The 22011-nt window shown below is 52.3% G+C and carries 21 protein-coding genes and 1 tRNA gene; 5 read left to right on the top strand and 17 right to left on the bottom strand.

Annotated features, from left to right (window positions below):
• The coding region (locus tag KQJ18_RS05950) for a YbfB/YjiJ family MFS transporter (RefSeq protein WP_216421645.1) at positions 1-867 on the bottom strand (867 nt) is incomplete at its 3' end.
• A 108-nt stretch (positions 868-975) separates the two neighbouring features.
• Here KQJ18_RS05950 and KQJ18_RS05955 point away from each other — a divergent pair.
• Positions 976-1848, top strand: coding sequence for a LysR family transcriptional regulator (locus KQJ18_RS05955; RefSeq protein ID WP_216421646.1), 873 nt, complete (start codon positions 976-978; stop codon positions 1846-1848).
• A gap of 105 nt (positions 1849-1953) precedes the next feature.
• On the opposite strand, the gene cbl is transcribed toward KQJ18_RS05955, so the two are convergent.
• Positions 1954-2904: an HTH-type transcriptional regulator Cbl gene (gene cbl, locus KQJ18_RS05960; protein ID WP_038639784.1), complete on the bottom strand. Its 951-nt coding sequence runs from the start codon at positions 2902-2904 to the stop codon at positions 1954-1956.
• Positions 2905-3005: 101 nt separating this feature from the next.
• Positions 3006-3923, bottom strand: coding sequence for a nitrogen assimilation transcriptional regulator NAC (nac, locus tag KQJ18_RS05965; protein ID WP_069323332.1), 918 nt, complete (start codon positions 3921-3923; stop codon positions 3006-3008).
• A gap of 324 nt (positions 3924-4247) precedes the next feature.
• On the opposite strand from nac, the gene KQJ18_RS05970 reads away from it, so the two are divergent.
• The 4 genes from KQJ18_RS05970 (at position 4248) to KQJ18_RS05985 (ending at position 9214) form a co-directional block, all read left to right on the top strand.
• Positions 4248-4323 (top strand) — tRNA-Asn (locus KQJ18_RS05970).
• A gap of 207 nt (positions 4324-4530) precedes the next feature.
• Positions 4531-5847: a shikimate transporter gene (gene shiA / locus KQJ18_RS05975; RefSeq protein WP_216421648.1), complete on the top strand. Its 1317-nt coding sequence runs from the start codon at positions 4531-4533 to the stop codon at positions 5845-5847.
• 119 nt (positions 5848-5966) lie between these two features.
• A complete protein-coding gene (locus tag KQJ18_RS05980; RefSeq protein ID WP_038639774.1) occupies positions 5967-7421 on the top strand; it encodes an AMP nucleosidase in 1455 nt (484 codons plus the stop codon).
• A 14-nt stretch (positions 7422-7435) separates the two neighbouring features.
• The gene (locus tag KQJ18_RS05985) at positions 7436-9214 is read left to right on the top strand and encodes an aminopeptidase P family protein (protein ID WP_216421650.1); all 1779 of its coding nucleotides are present in this window, start codon (positions 7436-7438) and stop codon (positions 9212-9214) included.
• Between the two features lie 55 nt (positions 9215-9269).
• Here the strand turns inward: KQJ18_RS05985 and ptsG are convergent, their stop codons facing one another.
• From ptsG to yceD, 14 genes are all read right to left on the bottom strand, one after another.
• A complete protein-coding gene (ptsG, locus tag KQJ18_RS05990; protein ID WP_003036277.1) occupies positions 9270-10703 on the bottom strand; it encodes a PTS glucose transporter subunit IIBC in 1434 nt (477 codons plus the stop codon).
• A 416-nt stretch (positions 10704-11119) separates the two neighbouring features.
• On the bottom strand, positions 11120-11917 hold the full coding sequence (locus KQJ18_RS05995; protein ID WP_085048521.1) for a metal-dependent hydrolase: 798 nt from the start codon (positions 11915-11917) through the stop codon (positions 11120-11122).
• Positions 11918-11927: 10 nt separating this feature from the next.
• Positions 11928-12932: a DNA polymerase III subunit delta' gene (holB, locus tag KQJ18_RS06000; protein WP_110498357.1), complete on the bottom strand. Its 1005-nt coding sequence runs from the start codon at positions 12930-12932 to the stop codon at positions 11928-11930.
• Positions 12929-13570: a dTMP kinase gene (gene tmk / locus KQJ18_RS06005; RefSeq protein ID WP_038639762.1), complete on the bottom strand. Its 642-nt coding sequence runs from the start codon at positions 13568-13570 to the stop codon at positions 12929-12931. The genes holB and tmk overlap by 4 nt, the downstream gene beginning before the upstream one ends.
• Complete coding sequence (yceG, locus tag KQJ18_RS06010; protein WP_038639759.1) at positions 13560-14582, bottom strand: cell division protein YceG; 1023 nt, start codon at positions 14580-14582, stop codon at positions 13560-13562. The genes tmk and yceG overlap by 11 nt, the downstream gene beginning before the upstream one ends.
• Positions 14583-14584: 2 nt before the next feature.
• Positions 14585-15394, bottom strand: coding sequence for an aminodeoxychorismate lyase (pabC, locus tag KQJ18_RS06015; RefSeq protein WP_069323326.1), 810 nt, complete (start codon positions 15392-15394; stop codon positions 14585-14587).
• 136 nt (positions 15395-15530) lie between these two features.
• Positions 15531-16772, bottom strand: coding sequence for a beta-ketoacyl-ACP synthase II (fabF, locus tag KQJ18_RS06020; protein WP_038639753.1), 1242 nt, complete (start codon positions 16770-16772; stop codon positions 15531-15533).
• Between the two features lie 85 nt (positions 16773-16857).
• Entirely contained in the window at positions 16858-17094 is a 237-nt protein-coding gene (gene acpP / locus KQJ18_RS06025) for an acyl carrier protein (RefSeq protein WP_000103754.1), read from the bottom strand.
• A gap of 155 nt (positions 17095-17249) precedes the next feature.
• Positions 17250-17984 carry a 3-oxoacyl-ACP reductase FabG gene (gene fabG / locus KQJ18_RS06030; protein ID WP_006685074.1) on the bottom strand — a complete coding sequence of 245 codons (735 nt, stop codon included), beginning with the start codon at positions 17982-17984 and terminating at the stop codon, positions 17250-17252.
• A gap of 12 nt (positions 17985-17996) precedes the next feature.
• Positions 17997-18926, bottom strand: coding sequence for an ACP S-malonyltransferase (gene fabD / locus KQJ18_RS06035; protein ID WP_087857783.1), 930 nt, complete (start codon positions 18924-18926; stop codon positions 17997-17999).
• A gap of 15 nt (positions 18927-18941) precedes the next feature.
• A complete protein-coding gene (locus KQJ18_RS06040) occupies positions 18942-19895 on the bottom strand; it encodes a beta-ketoacyl-ACP synthase III (protein WP_006685075.1) in 954 nt (317 codons plus the stop codon).
• Between the two features lie 77 nt (positions 19896-19972).
• Positions 19973-21052: a phosphate acyltransferase PlsX gene (plsX, locus tag KQJ18_RS06045; protein WP_074458481.1), complete on the bottom strand. Its 1080-nt coding sequence runs from the start codon at positions 21050-21052 to the stop codon at positions 19973-19975.
• A 122-nt stretch (positions 21053-21174) separates the two neighbouring features.
• Positions 21175-21348: a 50S ribosomal protein L32 gene (gene rpmF / locus KQJ18_RS06050; protein ID WP_003036242.1), complete on the bottom strand. Its 174-nt coding sequence runs from the start codon at positions 21346-21348 to the stop codon at positions 21175-21177.
• Positions 21349-21364: 16 nt separating this feature from the next.
• Positions 21365-21886 carry a 23S rRNA accumulation protein YceD gene (gene yceD / locus KQJ18_RS06055; RefSeq protein ID WP_003036239.1) on the bottom strand — a complete coding sequence of 174 codons (522 nt, stop codon included), beginning with the start codon at positions 21884-21886 and terminating at the stop codon, positions 21365-21367.
• Positions 21887-22011 lie beyond the last annotated feature (125 nt).

The raw sequence follows: 22011 nt of genomic DNA on the forward strand, positions 1-22011 counted from the left end.
GACTACGCAAATCGCCTGAACAATTAAGTTAACACTTAGGCAGGATAATATATTCCACTTGCGCGCGGCCCATAACCAGCCATAGCATCCAGGAATAACGGCAAGACCGACAATGGACCAGATATGGTCGGCTAAAAAGGTGTTGCCAACCCCCCTGGCCATTAACGGTAAATATGTAGCGACAATGATATAGCCGAATCCGGCCAGACCATACAGTAAGGCTAAATTCCACCACTGGATTTCAGGTTCCGCACTTACGACTGCTTTTACCGGCGGGATCATATGCTTATCTTTCGGCAATAAAATTACCAGGATGACGAAAAATATCGTTGAAAGTATGGAAGCACCAATCCACAACAAGCGTGAATCTAACGCGTAAGACACGCCAGCAATGACATATTCATTACCGATAAAAATGCCTATTCCTACGCCTGAAAACAGTGAGGCGATAACAAAAGGATTATGGGTATGCTGGAGCACCAGCATTGAACCAAATATCATCATTCCCGCGCTTGCCACACCCGCAAGGAATCTGATTAACAGAATAATTTCAGGCTGAGTCACTTGTGCCATCAAAAAAATCAGCAGGGCTGTGAGTAACGCTGAAGCCAGTAACAGCATTCTTAACTTATTGACTGCGTTGAAAATACCAAAGGAGAAAAGGAGACTGCCGACGAGGTAACCTGCATAGTTTGCGCTGGCAATTAAGGATAATTGCGAAAAAGTAAAAAGCCCTTCATGAAGCATAACGGGAAGCATAGGGGTATATAAAAAACGCCCAATTCCCATTCCTAAGGTCAAGACGATCATACCAAATACAGCAGTACTCAGCTGACGATGGCCAACAGCACTGTGATCGATATCCATTTTTTGGCCTCAAAAGACGAATTAAGTTTGATTGTTATCTTACATAAGGAAATGATAATAAAAAGTTAATAAAAATGACGAAAACATTCACTTTAGGTAATGCCTTCTATGAACAGTACCTCGCTTAACTTGTTTAAAACGGTTGCGGAAACGGGTTCCATATCTGCTGCTGCGCGTAGTCTGCACTGCGTTTCATCGAATGTCACAACCCGTCTCAAACAGCTGGAAGCCAGCCTTGACGTATCTCTGTTTGTCCGTGAGAAAAATCGGCTCTACATCACCCCTGAAGGCGAGCTTCTTCTTCGCTATGCCAACAAAATTCTGGCCCTGTTACACGAAGCGGAATTGTCCATGCATGGAACAAAAGTGGCGGGACCGTTACGCATCGGCGCAATGGAAACGACCGCAGCGGTACGTCTGCCCTCGATACTGGCGAATTTCCACCGCGAAATGCCTTCCGTTGAGCTAAACCTGAAAACCTCCCCCACGGAGGTACTGGTGCAGCACATCCTGAACAATGAACTGGAAATCGCTTTCGTTGCCGATCATCAGGCACTGCACACAGAAAATTCGCCTCTGCAATTGCACATTTTATGTCAGGAAACGCTGGTACTGGTGACGGCGGCAGAGCACCGGAATGTCATTACCGGCGCGGACCTCAAAGTGACAAGACCGCTGGTCTTTGTTAAGGGGTGTAACTATCGCTCCCGTCTGGGACAATGGCTGCGGCTGCAGGGAGTCGATTATGCCGATCCCCTGGAGTTCGGCTCTTTTCAGGCGATCCTTGGCTGCGTGAGTGCCGGAATGGGGATTGCCCTGTTGCCAGAGAGCGTAGTCAGACAGTATGAACATAATTTCCCTATCCGTAGCCATACGATTACCCCAAAGATAGGTAACGTGAACACTATGATGATATGGCTTAAAAACCGAGAAGTCAGCCGGGTGCTTAATCGCTTTGTCTCATTTATTACCGAGGCTTAATTTTTCGCTACCGACAACGGCGCAATGCAGGCCGCAGAGTCAGTGGAAGACTGGCGCACTCAAAAGAGCGCCAGTGGCAACGTAATTGATAATGAAAAGCCCGCTTTATATCTGATAATCAATCACCGTTTCATCGGGCTCCATTGCCTGGCGCTTAATTTCATCCACTGATAATCCAGCATTACAGAGTTCGATGAATCGCCAAACATAGTTGCGCTGTAGTTGTCCTCTTTTCAACCCCAGCCAGACGGTGTTGGCATCAAATAAATGCCGGGTATCCAGACGGGTCAAACTGCCCTCCTCCTGCTCGCCACTGGATTGCTCTGCCACCAGCCCAATACCCAGTCCCAACGCCACATAAGTTTTAATCACATCCGAATCCTGGGCGCTGAGTATGATATCCGGCACTAACCCTTTTCGGGCAAACGCTTCATCAATACGCGAACGTCCCGTAATTCCCTGTCGATAAGTAATTAACGGCCAATGGGCGATGGATTCCAGCGTTAAAGGCGATGTCTTGACGAGTGGATGGTCGTGCGGAACGAGCAGACTGTGGTGCCAACGAAACCAGGGAAAAGCCACCAGCAGTGGATCGCTACTCAGACGTTCACTGGCAATCCCAATATCTGCTCCGCCATTTTGCAACAACGCTTCGATCTCCTGTGGCGTGCCCTGAATCAGTTCCAGACGCACTTCCGGGAAAAGCTCACGAAAAGCTTTAATCACTGCGGGAAGGCTATAGCGCGCCTGGGTATGCGTGGTGGCTATCGTCAGAACACCTGACGTGTCATTGGTAAACAGATCCGCCAGACGGCGGACGTTGCTGGCCTCATTCAGAATACGTTCGGCAATGCCCAGTAAGGCTTTACCCGGTTCGGTCATGCCCAGCAGGCGTTTCCCGCGACGAATAAATATTTCGATGCCAAGTTCATCTTCAAGTTCACGAATATGTCGGCTGACACCCGACTGCGAGGTATACAATATATTCGCGACTTCCGTCAGGTTGTAATCCTGACGGGCCGCCTCGCGGATTATTTTAAGTTGCTGGAAATTCACTTTTCGCTCCGGGCACATCAGACATTACGCTATTGTTAAAGTCTGATGCCCGGCATAACAAATAATAAAAACCTGCATCTTATTCCTCTTGGGAATAAGCTTTAGCTCACCAGCTGCAGCTCACGGTTTTCCAGCATCGGTCGGCTAACCAGCGACAACAGGATCTCCTTAACTGCCTGCGCTTGTGGCGACAAGCTCCCCATGGCCGACACATTCAACGAGAGCGGCAGATTCATTGATGGGGTGGTAATCCGCGCCATCCAGCCATTTGCTGCATTGCACAATGCGCGGGCTGCCGATTCGGGTAACACGGTGACGCCCATACCGCTGGCAATGGCAGCCGTTAAGGTCGAGATAGACTCGATTTCACCAATGACTTTGGCCGTTAAGCGACGTAGCGAAAAAGCCTCATCCACCCGCAAACGCACCGCACTGTAATCCCGCGGCAAAAACAGATTCATCTGCGCCACTGCGGCTAAATCGACGCTTTGGCCTGGACAATCACGCGTCCCCACCAGGAAAAGATCCTCCTTCAGCAACGGCTGACAACTTATGCCCGCCACGGGCGAGCGCTCATAGAGCACTGCCATGTCTAATTGTCCGCTGAGAAGCTTGTCATTTAGCACTGCCCCACTGTTTTCATGCAAATAGACCAGTACATCGGGCAGTTCGGCACGTACTGTTTGTAACAGTGGCATAGTGATGGATGATGCCGCCGTACCCGGTGCCAGGCCAATGGAAACCTGACCACTCAGAGTCTGACCAACATTATTGACCGCAAGTTGCGCCTGTTCACACTGACGTAAAATCGTTCGGGCATGGGTATACAGCACTTTCCCCGCTTCCGTGGGCGTGACGCCGCGCTTGGTACGAATCAGCAATTGCTGATCCAGTTCGCCTTCCAGCGTGGCGACCTGCTGGCTCAGCGCGGGTTGCGCGATGTGCAACACTTCCGCTGCCTGGGTCAGGCTACCAATATCGACGATTTTTACGAAATATTTCAGTCGTCTGAAGTTCATTTTGCCTCCTGTCGGAATACCAGAACCCGTGCTGGCAGTCATGTAATCAGGATTGCAAGATACTTGCCAGTTTCGTCTGCAGCGGCGTTTTACGCTGACGCCGCGTCAGGTAAGGAGCAAAGTGAAGCACGACATTTTTTGTACGCTTATACAGATGACTGTGGCTGCCCTGGAAAAGGTAGATACGCACCAGAATGGGGCAAAAGCATAAAAAGGCGGAAAGTTCGCCGCTTTGCTGATTTTGTCAGCAAACGAACGCACAATTGTATTTCGTCCTTTGACAACCCTCATCACCCTCGCTAATATGCGCCTCGTTCACACGATTCCTCTGTAGTTCAGTCGGTAGAACGGCGGACTGTTAATCCGTATGTCACTGGTTCGAGTCCAGTCAGAGGAGCCAAATTTGAAAAGCCTGCTTTCGAGCAGGCTTTTTGCTTTTCAATTTTCTCATTCGTCTAATTATTCATGTTGCCCTCTGCGAGGGATATAATCGTTTCCTCTTCATGCCTGTCGCGGTAATCTCATAACGTCCGGTAATCTATCGGCTGCAATGTGTGTAACCCAACTCAAATACTAATAATTAAAAGACAGTACAGACAGGATAACTATGGATTCCACCCTCACCTCCACGGGTCCCCAACAGGACGCCTCTTCGCTCAACCGTGCCCGACGCGCTGCGCTTGGTAGCTCCGCGGGCGCCGTGGTCGACTGGTATGATTTTCTGCTCTATGGCATCACCGCTGCGTTAGTCTTTAACCGCGAGTTCTTTCCGCAGGTCAGTCCGGCGATGGGAACACTTGCCGCCTTCGCTACCTTTGGCGTCGGATTTCTGTTCCGCCCGCTAGGCGGGGTCATCTTCGGCCACTTCGGCGATCGTCTTGGGCGTAAACGTATGCTGATGCTCACCGTCTGGATGATGGGGATCGCCACGGCGCTGATTGGCATTATTCCTTCCTTTGACACCATTGGCTGGTGGGCCCCTGTTCTACTGGTGACGCTGCGCGCCATTCAGGGCTTCGCCGTGGGTGGTGAATGGGGCGGAGCCGCGTTGCTCTCCGTCGAAAGTGCGCCGAAAAATAAAAAAGCCTTTTATAGCAGCGGTGTACAGGTCGGGTACGGCGTCGGTCTGCTGCTTTCTACCGGCCTGGTCTCGCTGATTAGCTCTCAAACTACCGATGAGCAGTTCCTCAGTTGGGGCTGGCGTATTCCGTTCTTGTTCAGCATCGTGCTGGTATTAGGCGCATTGTGGATGCGTAACAGAATGGATGAATCGGCCGAGTTCGAACAGCAGCAACAGGCGCCACAGCCCGAGAAAAAGCGGCTTCCGGTCATTGAGGCTTTAATCCGACATCCGGGCGCATTCTTAAAAATTATCGCCCTGCGCCTGTGTGAACTGCTGACGATGTATATCGTCACCGCATTTGCTCTTAACTACTCGACACAAAACCTCGGCCTGCCACGCGAGCTGTTTCTGAATATCGGATTGCTGGTCGGCGGGCTGAGCTGTCTGACCATCCCCTGCTTTGCGTGGCTTGCCGACCGCTTTGGTCGTCGTCGCGTCTACATTACCGGGGCACTGGTCGGGACGCTAAGCGCCTTCCCATTCTTTATGGCGCTGGAGGCCCAGTCTATTTTTTGGATCGTGTTCTTCGCGATTATGCTGGCCAACATCGCACACGATATGGTGGTCTGCGTACAGCAGCCTATGTTTACCGGTTTATTTGGCGCAAGCTATCGCTATAGCGGCGCAGGCGTTGGTTATCAGGTGGCCAGCGTGGTTGGCGGCGGTTTTACCCCCTTTATTGCGGCGGCACTGGTGACATTTTCAGGCGGAGACTGGCACAGCGTAGCTATTTATCTGATGGCGGGTTGTCTTATCTCCGCCACTACCGCGCTGTTGATGCGGGATAAGCAGCACGGTTAAACCCCCGGTGCGAGGGCCATCCGGTCTTCGCACCATCTTCCTTAACGTCTGACTTTTGTTTCACATTCCTGTGACATACTATCGGGAGAGCGGTATATCTGTGGAACAAGGAGACAGACATGAACAATAAGGGCGCCAGCCTGACCCCGGCTCAGGCACTGGATAAACTGGACGCGCTGTACGAACAGTCGGTTAAATCACTGCGTAGCGCCATTGGTAAGTATATTGAAACAGGGACCCTCCCTGACGTAATCGCCCGCCAGAACGGTCTTTTTGTCTACCCGTCACTTCGTGTCACCTGGGATGGCAGCGCCACTAATCCGCCAAAAACGCGCGCCTATGGCCGTTTTACCCATGCGGGTTGCTATACCACCACCATTACCCGTCCGTCGCTCTTTCGTCCTTATCTTGAAGAACAGCTCACGCTGCTGTATCAGGATTATGATGCGCATATCTCCGTTGAGCCATCGCAGCATGAAATCCCCTATCCCTATGTGATTGACGGTTCAGAACTGACGTTGGATCGCTCGATGAGCGCCGGATTAACGCGCCATTTCCCCACCACTGAATTGTCGCAGATTGGTGACGAAACGGCGGACGGGATTTTTCATCCGGCGGAATTTTCTCCGCTGTCTCACTTCGATGCCCGACGCGTGGATTTTTCGCTGGCGCGACTGCGTCATTACACGGGCACGCCGGTTGAACATTTCCAGCCCTTTGTGCTGTTCACCAACTACACCCGCTATGTCGATGAGTTCGTACGCTGGGGCTGCAGCCAGATCCTCGACCCGGACAGTCCGTATATCGCGCTGTCATGCGCGGGCGGGATCTGGATCACCGCCGAAACCGAAGCGCCAGAAGAAGCCATCTCCGATCTCGCCTGGAAGAAACACCAGATGCCCGCCTGGCATTTAATTACCGCTGATGGTCAGGGGATCACGCTGGTGAATATCGGCGTCGGCCCGTCTAACGCCAAAACTATTTGCGATCATCTCGCCGTATTGCGCCCTGATGTCTGGCTGATGATTGGGCACTGTGGCGGCCTGCGTGAAAGTCAGGCAATTGGCGATTATGTTCTGGCCCACGCTTATTTGCGTGATGACCACGTGCTGGATGCTGTACTCCCACCGGATATTCCGATTCCGAGCATCGCTGAAGTGCAACGCGCGCTGTATGACGCGACCAAAGAGGTCAGCGGCATGCCCGGCGAAGAGGTCAAACAGCGCCTGCGTACCGGTACCGTTGTCACCACCGACGATCGAAACTGGGAATTACGTTACTCCGCCTCTGCGCTGCGCTTTAACCTCAGCCGTGCGGTAGCTATCGATATGGAAAGCGCCACTATCGCCGCCCAGGGCTACCGCTTCCGCGTCCCCTACGGCACATTGCTTTGCGTTTCCGACAAACCGCTGCACGGCGAGATTAAACTGCCTGGTCAGGCCAACCGTTTTTATGAAGGCGCCATTTCCGAGCATCTGCAAATAGGTATCCGGGCTATCGATCGTCTTCGCGCCGAAGGCGATCGACTGCACTCCCGTAAATTACGTACGTTCAACGAACCGCCGTTCCGTTAAGGCCTGAGGTAACTATGCACAACTCAACCCCTCTTTCCGCCCTGCGTAACCTGCTGATAGCGCAGGGGCTGGATGGTATGATTGTCCCGCGCGCCGACGCTCACCAAAGTGAAGATTGTACGCCGCATGATAATAAGTTGGCCTGGCTGACTGGTTTTAGCGGTTCAGCGGGACTCGCGCTGGTCCTGCGCGACCGCGCATTAATATTTGTCGATGGGCGCTATCAGGTCCAGGTGCGCAATGAAGTCTCGCTGGATGATTTTGAAATTCACCATTTACACGACGAACCGCTGGCAGACTATTTGCAGTCTCACGTTGCAGCGGGTACACGTATCGGCTTTGAGCCGCTGCTGATGGTTAACAGCCAGTTTGAAGCGCTGTCGGCTACCCACTGCGAGCTGGTACCTCTGGAGCAGGATCCCTTCGACCAGATATGGTTAGATCGTCCGGCAGCGCCTTGCGGCATCATTCGCGAAATGCCCCTCGAAATCAGCGGTGAGAGTTGCGCACAGAAACGTGCCCGCGTCGTGGAGCAACTCACTCAACATCAGGCCGATGTGCTGGCGATTACGCTGCCGGACAACATTGCCTGGCTGCTTAATGTCCGTGGTTCGGATCTTGCTATGGTTCCGGTGCCGTTCTCATTTGCCCTGCTCCATCGCAGCGGCGAACTGGAATGGTTTGTCGATAGTAATAAAACACAGCAACTCCCCGCATCGCTGTTGGATACGCTTACGCTGGCCCCGCAAGAGAGCTTCCTGGCTCGCTGCCAGCAGTTGGCAAATGGGAAGCGCTTTCTGGTCGATAAAGACTACGCTCCGGTGGCATTGCGTTTTGCCATAGAAGAACATGGCGGCCACGTCCTGTGGGCCCCCGACCCTATTACGTTAATGAAAGCGCACAAAAATGACGTTGAACTGGCAGGCTATCGGGAATGCCATGAACAGGATGGCGCAGCCTGGGTTAACTTCCTCGCATGGCTGGCGCATGAGGTCCCTTTACGCGAAGCGGCGGGCAATCCAATCACCGAACTGGAAGCACAGGCTAAACAGCTGGAGTTTCGCCAGCAGCAGCCGGGATTTATCGAGCAGAGTTTCAGCACGATTTCAGCCTCTGCCAGCAATGCGGCGATGTGTCATTACCACTCCAGCGAAAAAACCAATACGCCAATTACCTCGCAGGCCATGTACCTGAATGATTCCGGTGGTCAGTATCATAATGGTACAACGGATACGACGCGCACCCTGGCATTTGGCCCACAGGATCCGCAGCGACGCTTGCACTACACCGCCGTGTTGAAAGGCTTCTTGTCACTTATTTCACTGCAGTTCCCCAGCGGTACTCAGGGCCATCAACTGGATGCCTTTAGTCGGCGGGCGTTGTGGGATTTGGGACTGGATTTTGATCATGGAACCGGGCACGGCGTAGGCCATCAGTTGCTTATCCATGAACAACCTCATCGCATTGCCAAAAAAGTTAACCCCTGGCCTCTGGTGGCGGGCAATATCATCACCATCGAACCGGGTTATTATCTGGCCGGGCAATATGGGATCCGCATTGAGAATCAGGTGGAGATTATCAACAGCCGTCCGGGCTTCTGCCGTTTCTCAACGCTGACGCTGGTGCCGATTGATTTGAACCTTGTGGAACTGCATCTGCTGAGCGATGCTGAGAAACAGTGGATTGATGATTACCACCAGCAGGTCAGAGAGACATTGTCCCCACGCGTAAACGCAGAAGCCCGTCCATGGCTGTTCGCCGCCACTGCGCCTATTCGCGTTCAGGCCAATTAAGACAATAAAAAAGGCAGCCCGCAGGCTGCCTTAGTTCTCCCCAACGTCTTACTGCTTAGCTGTTACGGATGTACTCATCCATTTCAGTTTTCAGGTTATCGGACTTGGTACCGAAGATCGCCTGAACACCGGAACCAGCAACCACGACGCCCGCCGCACCCAGTTTCTTCAGGCCAGCCTGATCCACTTTGGCAACGTCAGCCACGCTAACGCGCAGACGAGTAATGCACGCATCGAGGTTAGTGATGTTTTCTTTACCACCGAATGCAGCAACCAGAGCCGGAGCCATTTCGCCGGACGCACCCGCTTTGCTGTCTTCGGTCGCATCTTCGCGACCTGGCGTTTTCAGATCCAGCGCTTTGATCAGCACACGGAAGATGGTGTAGTAAACAATCGCATAACCGATACCGACAATCGGGAACAGCCACAGTTTGCTGCTGTTACCGGACAGAACGATAAAGTCGATCAGACCGTGAGAGAACGATGTCCCGTCGCGCATACCCAGCAGGATACAGATCGGGAATGCCAGACCAGCCAGAATCGCGTGGATGATGTACAGGATCGGCGCCACGAACATGAAGGAGAACTCGATCGGCTCGGTAATACCGGTCAGGAACGAGGTCAGCGCCGCGGAGATCATAATACCGCCCACTTTCGCGCGGTTTTCTGGTTTAGCAGAGTGCCAGATAGCGATAGCGGCAGCTGGCAGACCGTACATTTTGAACAGGAAACCACCGGACAGTTTGCCCGCAGTCGGGTCGCCCGCCATATAGCGAGGGATATCGCCGTGGAACACCTGGCCTGCAGCGTTGGTGTACTCACCGATCTGCATCTGGAAAGGAACGTTCCAGATATGGTGCAGACCAAACGGCACCAGGCAGCGTTCAATGAAGCCATAGATACCGAACGCCACTACCGGGTTCTGGTATGCAGCCCACTGGGAGAACGTCTGAATAGCAGTACCGATCGGCGGCCAAATGAAGGACAGAACCACGCCTGTGAAGATGGCAGCCAGACCAGAAATAATAGGAACGAAGCGCTTACCCGCAAAGAAGCCGAGATACTCAGGCAATTTGATACGGTAGAAACGGTTGAACATATACGCTGCAATCGCACCGGAGATAATCCCCCCGAGAACACCCGTATCAGCAAGGTGTTTAGCGGCGATCTCTTCAGCAGGTAAATGCAGAACCAGCGGCGCAACAACAGCCATGGTTTTAACCATGATGCCGTAGGCAACAACGGATGCCAGTGCAGATACGCCGTCATTGTTGGTGAAGCCTAACGCAACACCGATGGCAAAGATCAGCGGCATGTTCGCAAAAACAGAACCGCCTGCTTCTGCCATTACGTGCGATACAACGGCTGGCAGCCAGCTGAAGTTAGCGGAACCGACACCCAGCAGGATACCTGCAATCGGGAGTACGGATACCGGCAGCATCAGCGATTTACCGACCTTTTGCAGGTTAGCAAATGCATTCTTAAACATAATTAGGAGTGCTCCTGAGTATTTGTGCTTATACACTTCATCCTTCATACCGCCTCAGCGTTGGCTGCGCTCATTCACTCCAGTCACTTACTCGAGTAAGCTCCTGTCATTCACTCACTTGCCGCCTTGATGCCGCTTGAATGATTTTGTGTATTCTACGTTCTCACGCATTGGCAAGGGGGGAGAGCCTCGCCGTGGACAGAGCATCTAAGTGCTCTTTATTTATTACACAGAGTAAAATAATTCAGTCTGTATTTGTTTGACGGCTATCACAATTCAGTTGTGAATGGCCGCAAAATTCGCACATTCCGATAAAATGAGTTTCTGAATGTGTCTAAGTGGTTATTCACCGCCCATTTTGTGGCGATGAACTTTACTCGCTTTAGTTATTAATTACGAGCTTTAAAAAAAGTCAGTTAACGGACTGATTGCAGGCGAGAAGCATCGATGTGAAACAGGCGGGCAAAGTTATCAGTGGTTGCCTGCGCCAGTTCTTCCACGGCAACACCTTTCACTACGGCCATATACTCCGCAACGTCACGCGTCATGGCAGGTTGGTTCTCTTTTCCACGATGCGGCACCGGCGCAAGGTACGGAGAATCCGTCTCAACTAACAAACGATCCAGAGGAACATAACGAGCAGCATCACGCAGTTGGTCAGCATTACGGAACGTGACGATGCCGGAAAACGAGATATAAAAGCCGAGATCCAGCAATTTGCCCGCCGTTTCTCTGTCCTCTGTAAAACAGTGTAGTACGCCGCCGCAATCCGTCACCTTTTCTTCGCGCAGAATTGATAATGTATCGGCTCGGGCATCACGGGTATGCACGATAACCGGTTTCTGTAACTCGCGGCCAATCTGAATATGGTGGATGAAAGATTCCTGCTGGCGCACCTTCGTTTCCGGCGTGTAAAAATAATCCAGCCCGGTTTCTCCCATCGCTACCACACCGTCTTCGGCGGCCAAACGACGCAGGTCTTCAACATCATAGGTTTCATCCTGATTTAACGGATGCACACCGCAGGAGAAAACCACGTTGTCACGTTGGCCAACCAGTTCACGCATACTGCGGTATCCCGGCAGGGTGGTCGCGACGGCAAGACAAAATTTTACATCGCGTGCGGCCGCTTTCGCCAACACGTCGTCCACGTCCTTATGCAGAGATTGATAATCCAGGCCATCAAGATGGCAGTGTGAGTCGACTAAAAACATAATGTCTCTCTCAAAGATGAGGAACAGGCAGTACGGTGCCTGGTTGCAGGTAATGCTCAATACGGAGAATAAGATCGGTTAAGACCAGTTCACGGTTTATGCCCGTCACGTTCAGCAACTGCTGACGACAATGACAAACATCACCGAGTATCGCCTGTATCTGGGCGACGGATAACCGCTCGGCGATAGAAGAGATGAGATCCTGAGCATCAGGATTGGTTAAATGGGAAATCCCATAAGAACGCTTTAAGGCATCCGTCAACAGCGTGGCCAGCCAGTGTAAACGAGCGGCAGCCTGATCGTGGTTGAGCGCCGCTAACAGGATATACCAGTCGCCTGATTGCAGGGTGTTCGCCAGCGCGGCGAGGAAATCTGTGCGGTGCGTCCAGCTTTCAGCCTGTAGCAACGTTAATGCCGCGCCAGGCGACCCCGCACTCAGACGTAATGCGCTCAACAATGCTTCCGGTGACGCCGTCACTTCACGGGTAAGCCAGGAGATAGCGTATGACTCTGCCGGTGGTGCAAGGTGATGTAACCGACAGCGGCTACGCAGTGTGGCCAATAAACGCGCAGGTTCGCGACTGGCGAGGAAGAACCAGGTCTGCGCCGGAGGCTCTTCCAGCGTTTTCAGTAACGCATTAGCGGCGGCATCGGTTAACTGGGCGGCATCCGGGATCCACACCACTTTCGCCCCGCCCAGGCGTGAATGCTCGTACAGTTTCTCACTGACTTCACGTACCGCATCAACGCCCAGCGTGCTTTTGCCTTTTTCCGGCAGCAGCGAATAGTAGTCCGGATGGGTCCCCGCCTGCATCAGCTGACATCCGCGGCAGTGTCCGCAGCTTTTATGTCCTTCCGGCTGCTGACACATTAAATAGCGACTGAGCGCGTAAATCAGCGCATCGTCGCCCATGCCGGGTAACGCCTGAATCAGTAACGCATGGTGACCACGACCCGTCTGGTAGCTCGCTACCAGTTTTTCAAAATCAGGTCGTAACCATGGGTACCATTTCATGCGCCCTGCTCCTTCACCCACTGAGTAATGGTATTGCGAATATCAGCCATCACTGCCTCCAGCGGCTGCGTAGCGTCAATAGTACGAATGCTGGCATCTTTGGCAGCCAGTTCAAGATAGCGCGCTCGGGTACGATTAAAGAAATCGAAAGATTCCTGTTCAATACGGTCCAGTTCGCCACGCGCACGCGCACGCTTCAATCCGACTTCTGGAGTGACATCCAGATAGAGCGTCAGGTCCGGGCGAAAATCTCCGAGTACCGCATCACGCAGCGTTGCCAGCATGTTTTGATCGATACCGCGGCCACCGCCCTGATACGCCTGGGTCGACAGGTCGTGACGATCGCCAATGACCCATGCGCCTCTCGCCAGAGCAGGTTTAATAACGGTTTCGACCAACTGTACGCGCGCGGCGTAAAACATCAGGACTTCGGCTTTGTCGGTAATGACCTCGTCACCTACCGACTTAATGTCCAGCACCAGACTTCTTAGTTTCTCAGCGAGCTGCGTTCCACCAGGCTCGCGGGTAAAAACCATGTCACGAATACCGAGTTGCTCAAGTGTCTCTACCACCACATTACGCGCAGTGGTTTTTCCGGCGCCTTCCAGGCCCTCGATGACGATATAGTTACTGCCCATTTTTTTCCTTAAGCACTTTCAGGTAATCCTGTACTGACCGGTTATGGCTGACAAGATTGGTGTTAAATGTGTGGCCGCCTTTACCATCTGCCACGAAATAGAGATACGGCGTTTTTGCCGGATGTGCGGCAGCCTGCAACGAGGCCTCTCCCGGCATGGCAATCGGGCCAGGCGGCAGCCCGGTGATGGTGTAGGTGTTATAGGCGGTTGGCGTTTCTAAATCCACACGCGACAATTTGCCATTATACCGTGTCCCCATGCCGTAAATCACCGTCGGATCGGTTTGTAAACGCATGCCAATACGTAAGCGGTTAATAAAGACCGAGGCCACCTGGTCGCGCTCGCTGGCAACCGCAGTTTCTTTTTCAATAATCGAGGCCATTGTCACTAGCTGATTTTTATCCTGATAAGGCAAACCATCAGCGCGCCCTTCCCAGACAGTATCCACCGCTTTAACCATCTTTTGATGCGCACGTTTTAGCAGTGCTACGTCGGTCGTATTGGCGGTATACATCCAGGTATCGGGCCAGAACCAGCCTTCCACCCACTGCGGGTTTTCCAGCTTCAGCGCCTGAGCGACAGTCTCGTAGTTATCGTCGCTCAGCGTATGTTTGATATAGGGCGCATCGCGCAGTTGTTTGAGGTAATCACTCAGGCGCATCCCTTCCACCAGACGTAACGGGAACTGGGCCTCTTTACCGCTTTCCAGCAATAGCAGCATTTCTCGCACCGTCATGTCGGGCGTCAGGCGATAGGTACCCGCCTTAAAATGCGACAGGTCAGGCTCCACACGCAGCAGCCACTGGAAGACACGCGGACGATTGATAACCTTATCCGCATACAGCTGTTCACCGAGGGCCAGGCGGCCTGTACCCGCTTTCAGCGTAAAAATGGTCTCTTCTTTAATCAATAACTTACTGTCCGCCAGATGGCGAACTTTCCACATGCCTACGCCCGCGGCAATGCCCAGCACAACCAGCAATAACAGGACAACGAGTAACAGTTTTTTCATGACTAATTCGGGTGCTCACAAAGTGGGGCTAAAAAATCGAATAACAAACGTGAAGACAACATCGTGTCGCCACAGGTACGCACGGGAATAACCGGCATTAATGCGTTACAGACGACGATTTCATCGGCTTGCATAATCTCCTCCAACCCGGCATACACTTCGACAAGACTGAACGGTGATTGTGCCAGCATACGGATACAGAATTGTCGCATAATGCCGTTCACTCCGGCCTGATCCAACCGGGGAGTGTAAACCACATTACCTTTACGCCAGAACAAATTAGCCGCACAGCATTCCGTAACCCATCCCTCGCTGTCAAGAACCAGCGCTTCATCGGCATCCGTCTGCTCAAGATGAGAGCGAATCAATACCTGCTCCAGGCGATTCAGATGCTTAAGTCCGGCAAGCATAGGGTTACGCCCCAGACGCACTGGGCTTAACGCCAGCGTAATCCCTTCATGGCGCCAACGATCGTAATGTTCGGGCCAGGCTGAAACAGAGAGAATACGGGTGGCGTTGTGACAATTTGCGCCGCTGTATCCCCGACCGCCGCTACCGCGGCTAATAATGACTTTCAATACGCCACGCGCGTGTCCTTGAGCCAGCATTTTCATTTCATCTTGCAGTTCTGACCACTGTTCAAAAGCGATCAGCAACTTTTGGCAAGCGTCTTGTAAACGCGCAAGATGCGCTGCAAAGAGGCAAATTTCGCCGTCGATAATTCGCGCGGTAGTAAAACAACCATCGCCAAATTGGGTCGCTCGATCGCTTACGGCCAGCAGATTTTGCTCGCAGCCATTAATTAAGAACATGGAGGCTCCTTATATCTGGTCCGCTAGTTTGGCAGGATGAGTAACACAGGACAAGGGCGAAAAACCGAATAAAAAAAGGCCCGACAAGCGGACCTTTTCAGTTTTATTTCGATGCTAACGCATCACCTGACGAGACTTAAATCTTTTTAAAGATCAAAGAACCGTTGGTACCACCGAAGCCGAAGGAGTTACACAGAGTATATTCCAAACCACTCACCTGACGCGCTTCGTGAGGAACGAAGTCCAGGTCGCAACCTTCATCCGGGTTATCCAGGTTGATGGTTGGCGGAATAGCCTGGTCGCGCAGCGCCAGGATAGAGAAAATAGACTCTACCGCGCCCGCAGCGCCTAACAGGTGACCGGTCATGGATTTGGTTGAGCTTACCATCACACGGCTCGCCGCATCGCCAAAGACAGATTTCACTGCCTGGGTTTCAGCTTTATCGCCTGCAGGCGTAGACGTACCATGCGCGTTGACATAGCCGATCTGACCCGCTTCGATAGCCGCATCGCGTAGTGCGTTGACCATTGCCAGCGCAGCGCCTGCACCGTTTTCCGGTGGTGACGTCATGTGGTAAGCATCACTGCTCATGCCAAAACCAACGACTTCAGCATAGATTTTCGCGCCGCGCGCTTTCGCATGCTCGTACTCTTCCAGTACCACCATGCCTGCGCCGTCGCCCAACACGAAGCCATCACGCTCTTTATCCCACGGGCGGCTTGCCGCTTGCGGGTTATCATTACGCGTAGACAGCGCGCGTGCCGCGCCAAAACCACCCACGCCAAGCGGTGTACTGGCTTTTTCAGCACCACCCGCAACCATCGCGTCTGCATCACCGTATGCAATGATACGTGCGGCATGACCGATGTTATGTACGCCTGAAGTACAGGCGGTCGCGATGGAGATGCTGGGCCCTTGCAGGCCGTACATGATGGTCAGGTGACCAGCCACCATGTTAACAATCGTCGACGGAACGAAGAACGGGCTGATCTTACGCGGTCCACCGTTTACCAAAGAGGTATGGTTTTCTTCGATCAGACCGAGACCGCCAATACCGGAGCCAATAGCGGCGCCAATACGGTGAGCGTTCTCTTCCGTAATTTCGAGGCCAGAATCCTGCATGGCCTGAACGCCAGCGACAATTCCATATTGAATGAAGGCATCCATCTTGCGCTGTTCTTTGCGCGAGATAATGTCTTCACAGTTAAAATCCTTTACTAAGCCAGCAAATTTCGTTGCATAGGCGCTAGTATCGAAATGGTCGATCAGGCTGATGCCACTCTGACCGGCAAGGAGAGCTTTCCAGGTAGACTCTACGGTATTGCCGACAGGAGACAACATGCCCAGTCCGGTCACAACTACACGACGCTTAGACACGGTTGTCCTCCAGGGAGGGAAAATAATTCAAGTGGGATAAAAAGATAAAACTCAGGCGGTCGAATGACCGCCTGGAGATGTTCACTTACGCCTGGTGGCCGTTGATGTAATCAATGGCAGCCTGAACGGTAGTGATTTTCTCAGCTTCTTCGTCCGGAATCTCAGTATCAAACTCTTCTTCCAGAGCCATTACCAGCTCAACGGTGTCAAGAGAATCTGCGCCCAGGTCTTCAACGAAGGAAGCATTGTTGGTAACTTCTTCCTGCTTAACGCCCAGCTGTTCGCCGATAATTTTCTTAACGCGTTCTTCGATAGTGCTCATACTCTTAAATTTCCTATCAAAACTCGCTTTCGCGATGGTTTTCGTAGTGTATAAAATGTTGAAAAATTTGCAACTAAATCCCGGCAGGTCTTACCACGATTTTACGTTATTTTGAGGCCATTCCCCCTAATAACGCAAATATTTTTCAATCGTGGTTAAACCATGTACATCCCGCCGTTGACGTGCAAAGTCTCACCTGTGATGTAACTTGCTTCGTCAGAAGCTAAAAATGCAACCGCACTGGCGATTTCCTGAGCGCCACCAAGGCGACCCGCAGGAACCTGCGCCAGTATACCCGCACGCTGATCATCAGACAGCGCACGCGTCATGTCCGTTTCAATAAAGCCCGGAGCAACAACGTTTACAGTAATACCACGGGACGCAACTTCGCGCGCCAGTGATTTACTGAAGCCGATCAGACCTGCTTTCGCCGCAGCGTAGTTAGCCTGACCCGCATTTCCCATGGTACCAACCACAGAACCGATAGTGATAATACGCCCATGACGCTTTTTCATCATAGCTCGCATTACCGCTTTTGACAGACGGAAAACAGATGACAGGTTGGTTTCGATAATATCGTTCCACTCGTCATCTTTCATGCGCATTAACAGGTTATCACGAGTAATCCCGGCATTATTGACCAGAATATCGACTTCACCAAATTCTGCGCGAATATTTTCCAGAACAGATTCGATAGATGCCGGATCGGTCACATTCAACATCAGACCTTTACCATTTGCACCTAAGTAATCGCTAATGGCCTGCGCACCACTTTCACTGGTTGCAGTCCCGATAACTTTCGCGCCACGGGCAACGAGTGTTTCAGCAATTGCGCGGCCAATTCCACGGCTTGCACCGGTTACCAGCGCGATTTTTCCTTCAAAATTCATGGGCTTCCTCTTTTATTGCTCTAGCGCCGCAGACAGCGCCGCCGGCTCATTCAGTGCCGAAGCGGTCAGGGTGTCAACAATACGTTTCGTCAAACCGGTGAGAACTTTACCTGGCCCCACTTCATACAGGTGCTCTACGCCCTGAGATGCCATAAATTCAACGGTTTTGGTCCACTGAACCGGGCTGTACAGTTGACGAACCAGCGCATCGCGAATCGCGTCTGCGGTAGTTTCACACTTCACGTCGACGTTGTTCACAACTGGAACAGTCGGCGCGTTGAAAGTGATTTTTTGCAATTCAACGGCCAATTTCTCAGCGGCAGGCTTCATCAGCGCGCAGTGAGAAGGCACGCTGACCGGCAACGGCAGCGCACGCTTGGCGCCAGCGGCTTTACAAGCAGCACCTGCACGTTCTACGGCTTCTTTATGCCCGGCGATAACCACCTGACCCGGCGAGTTGAAGTTAACCGGAGAAACGACCTGCCCTTCAGCAGACTCTTCACACGCTTTAGCGATAGAGGCATCGTCCAGACCAATAATCGCAGACATGCCGCCAGTACCTTCCGGTACGGCTTCCTGCATGAATTTGCCGCGCAGTTCAACCAGACGGACGGCATCGGCAAAATCAATTACACCCGCACATACCAGCGCAGAATATTCGCCCAGGCTATGACCTGCCATCAGCGCAGGTGTTTTACCCCCCTGCTGCTGCCATACGCGATACAGCGCGACAGATGCAGCCAATAGCGCTGGCTGCGTCTGCCAGGTTTTATTCAGTTCTTCTGCCGGACCTTGCTGAGTCAGCGCCCACAGATCATAGCCCAGCGCAGCTGATGCTTCAGCAAAAGTTTCTTCAACAATTGGGTAGCTTGCTGCCATTTCAGACAACATCCCAACGGTCTGGGAACCCTGCCCCGGAAACACAAATGCAAATTGCGTCATGTTAAAATCCTTATACTAGAAACGAACCAGCGCGGAGCCCCAGGTGAATCCACCCCCGAAGGCTTCAAGCAATATCAACTGCCCGGCTTTGATACGCCCGTCGCGGACGGCTTCGTCCAGTGCGCACGGTACGGAAGCCGCGGACGTATTGCCATGTCTGTCCAGTGTAACGACGACATTATCCATCGACATGCCCAGCTTTTTCGCTGTCGCGCTGATAATGCGCAGGTTTGCCTGATGCGGCACCAGCCAGTCCAGCGCAGAACGGTCGAGATTATTGGCTTCCAGCGTTTCATCAACGATGTGGGCAAGCTCGGTCACCGCGACTTTAAATACTTCGTTACCCGCCATCGTCAGGTGGATCGGGTTATCCGGATTTACGCGATCGGCGTTAGGCAGCGTCAACAACTCACCGTAACGACCATCAGCATGCAGATGCGTGGAGAGAATACCCGGCTCTTCGGATGCGCTCAGTACCACCGCGCCCGCGCCGTCACCAAAGATAATGATCGTTCCACGATCGGTTGGATCACAAGTACGAGCAAGAACATCAGATCCAACGACCAGCGCATGCTTCACTGCGCCAGACTTAACGTACTGATCGGCAACGCTCAGGGCATAGGTAAAACCGGCACAAGCGGCCGCAACGTCAAACGCCGGACAGCCTTTGATCCCCAGCATACTTTGGATCTGGCATGCCGCGCTTGGAAATGCGTGTGTGGATGATGTGGTGGCAACCACAATCAGACCAATTTCTTCTTTGTCGATGCCCGCCATTTCCAGCGCACGGTTTGCGGCGGCAAAGCCCATCGTCGCAACTGTTTCATTTGGCGCTGCGATGTGGCGTTCACGGATACCTGTGCGAGTGACGATCCACTCATCAGATGTCTCGACCATTTTTTCCAAATCGGCGTTAGTACGCACTTGTTCAGGCAGATAGCTGCCGGTACCAATAATCTTCGTATACATGTACGCTCAGTCACTTTTTGGTTATATACCGCCACGAGCAAAACGCTGGTACGCTGACAGCTTTCACAAACGCGCTATTATCTGTGCGGTCGTGAGTTTGCGCTTTCGCCACCGTCCAGCAGTTCGAATCCAGCTGGGTATACAGATTCCAGGCGAGCGGCAATTCGCTGAGGAACTTGTCGCTGCACCGCCTGCACTGCCTGTTCAATCGCGACCTCAAATGCTCGCTGATTAGCCGCACCATGACTCTTAATCACCGTGCCGCGCAATCCTAACAGACAGGCGCCATTATACTGGTCGGGGTTGAGGTGACTAAATCGCCTTGTCAGGCTTTTTTGTAACCAACGTTTTAATAAAAGCAGCCACCACGACCGTTTTTTGCCCTCACCCTGAGATTTCAGCAGTGAAAGGAACATTCTGACAACACCTTCCATCGTCTTTAATGTGACATTACCTGTAAAGCCGTCACAGACCAGTACATCAGTTTTACCAGTCAATAACTCATTGGCTTCAAGATAGCCTATATAGTTAATGGAAGGGATTGTTTTTAGCACCGCAGAAGCATCCCGAATACTGTCGAGACCTTTAGTTTCTTCTTCGCCGATGTTGAGCAACGCAACGCGAGGATTAGCAATCCCAACGACTTCTTCTGCCAGCACGGAACCCATAACGGCAAATTGCACCAACATCGTGCTATCACAATCCACGTTGGCGCCTAAATCCAGCACCACCGTTTTGCCCTTTTGCTGATGCGGTAAAACCGTCACCAACGCAGGACGCTCAATACCCTCAAGGGGTTTGAGCAATAACTTCGCAAGTCCCATTAGCGCGCCGGTATTACCAGCACTCACACAGGCTTGCGCTCGACCTTCTTTCACGAGCTCCAGGGCAACACGCATTGAGCTTCCACGACTGGCGCGAATAGCCTGCGAGGGCCGGGCATCACTGGCAATAACTGACTGAGCAGGGACAATCTGCAGACGTGAACGTTGTTCGAAGTCAGCTTTGGCAAGTAATGGCGTGATTGTATCGGGATCCCCGACTAAAAGAAGTGTGAGTTGCGAATTAGAATTCAGTGCCTGCAATGCTGCAGGCACTGTCACGGTAGGGCCAAAATCTCCCCCCATGACATCTAACGCCAGGGTTAGATGTGTCAAGGTATCGTCGCTGCCCGGTTAGGTGTTTCCCCAGTTACCCGGGGAAAGCCTCACTAAGCTTCATCACGCGTGCGCTCTCTGTCTTTCTCACCGAAGCGGGAAATCCATTGAGTCATGCGTGATTACTTAGCGATTACCTTACGGCCACGGTAGAAACCGTCGGCAGTGATGTGGTGACGCAGGTGTTGTTCACCAGAAGTTTTGTCTACAGACAGGCTGGTGACTGCGGTCAGAGCGTCATGAGAACGACGCATGCCACGTTTGGAACGGGTTGGTTTATTCTGTTGTACGGCCATGGACCTTACTCCTCAATTACTTACGCTTTAAGCTGGCTAATACGGCAAATGGGTTTGGTTTTTGCGCTTCATCAGGCAATTCGCCAAAGACCATGTCCGCCTCGGACACTTCACAGTGTTCAGAATCATGCACCGGAACTACCGGCAAGGAGAGGATAATCTCATCTTCAACCATTGCAAGCAGATCGATTTCACCGAATTCGTTAACCTCAATCGGCTCATACGCTTCCGGGAGTGCTTCAGCCTGTTCGTCAGAACGGACAGGACTAAAACAATATGTTGTGTGAACATGAAGTGGGAACGGTTTCCCGCAACGCTGACATTCGAGCGTAACCGACACTTTCGCATCACCGGTTATCACGGCAAGGCGCTGGTTATCGATAGCGAACGACATGGAGCATTCCACATCACTGTCCACACTGACCACAGAATCGGCGACGCGCTCAACCAGATCAGAAGTATAGATACCTTCATAATCGAGGCGTTTTTGAGCCGTACGAACCGGATCAAGAGTCAGGGGTAATTTTACCTTTTGCATAGGGCGCGCATATTAACTTTGTAACGTCATATAGTCAAAGAAAAAGGCAGCCTGAGGTTGCCTTTTGCCAATAATTCGCACACATTGCGGGTCATCGACTTAAAATCGCTCAAGACAAGCCAATA

The organism is Citrobacter sp. S55_ASV_140 (assembly GCF_018919505.1).
GTDB classification, from domain to species: domain Bacteria; phylum Pseudomonadota; class Gammaproteobacteria; order Enterobacterales; family Enterobacteriaceae; genus Citrobacter; species Citrobacter werkmanii.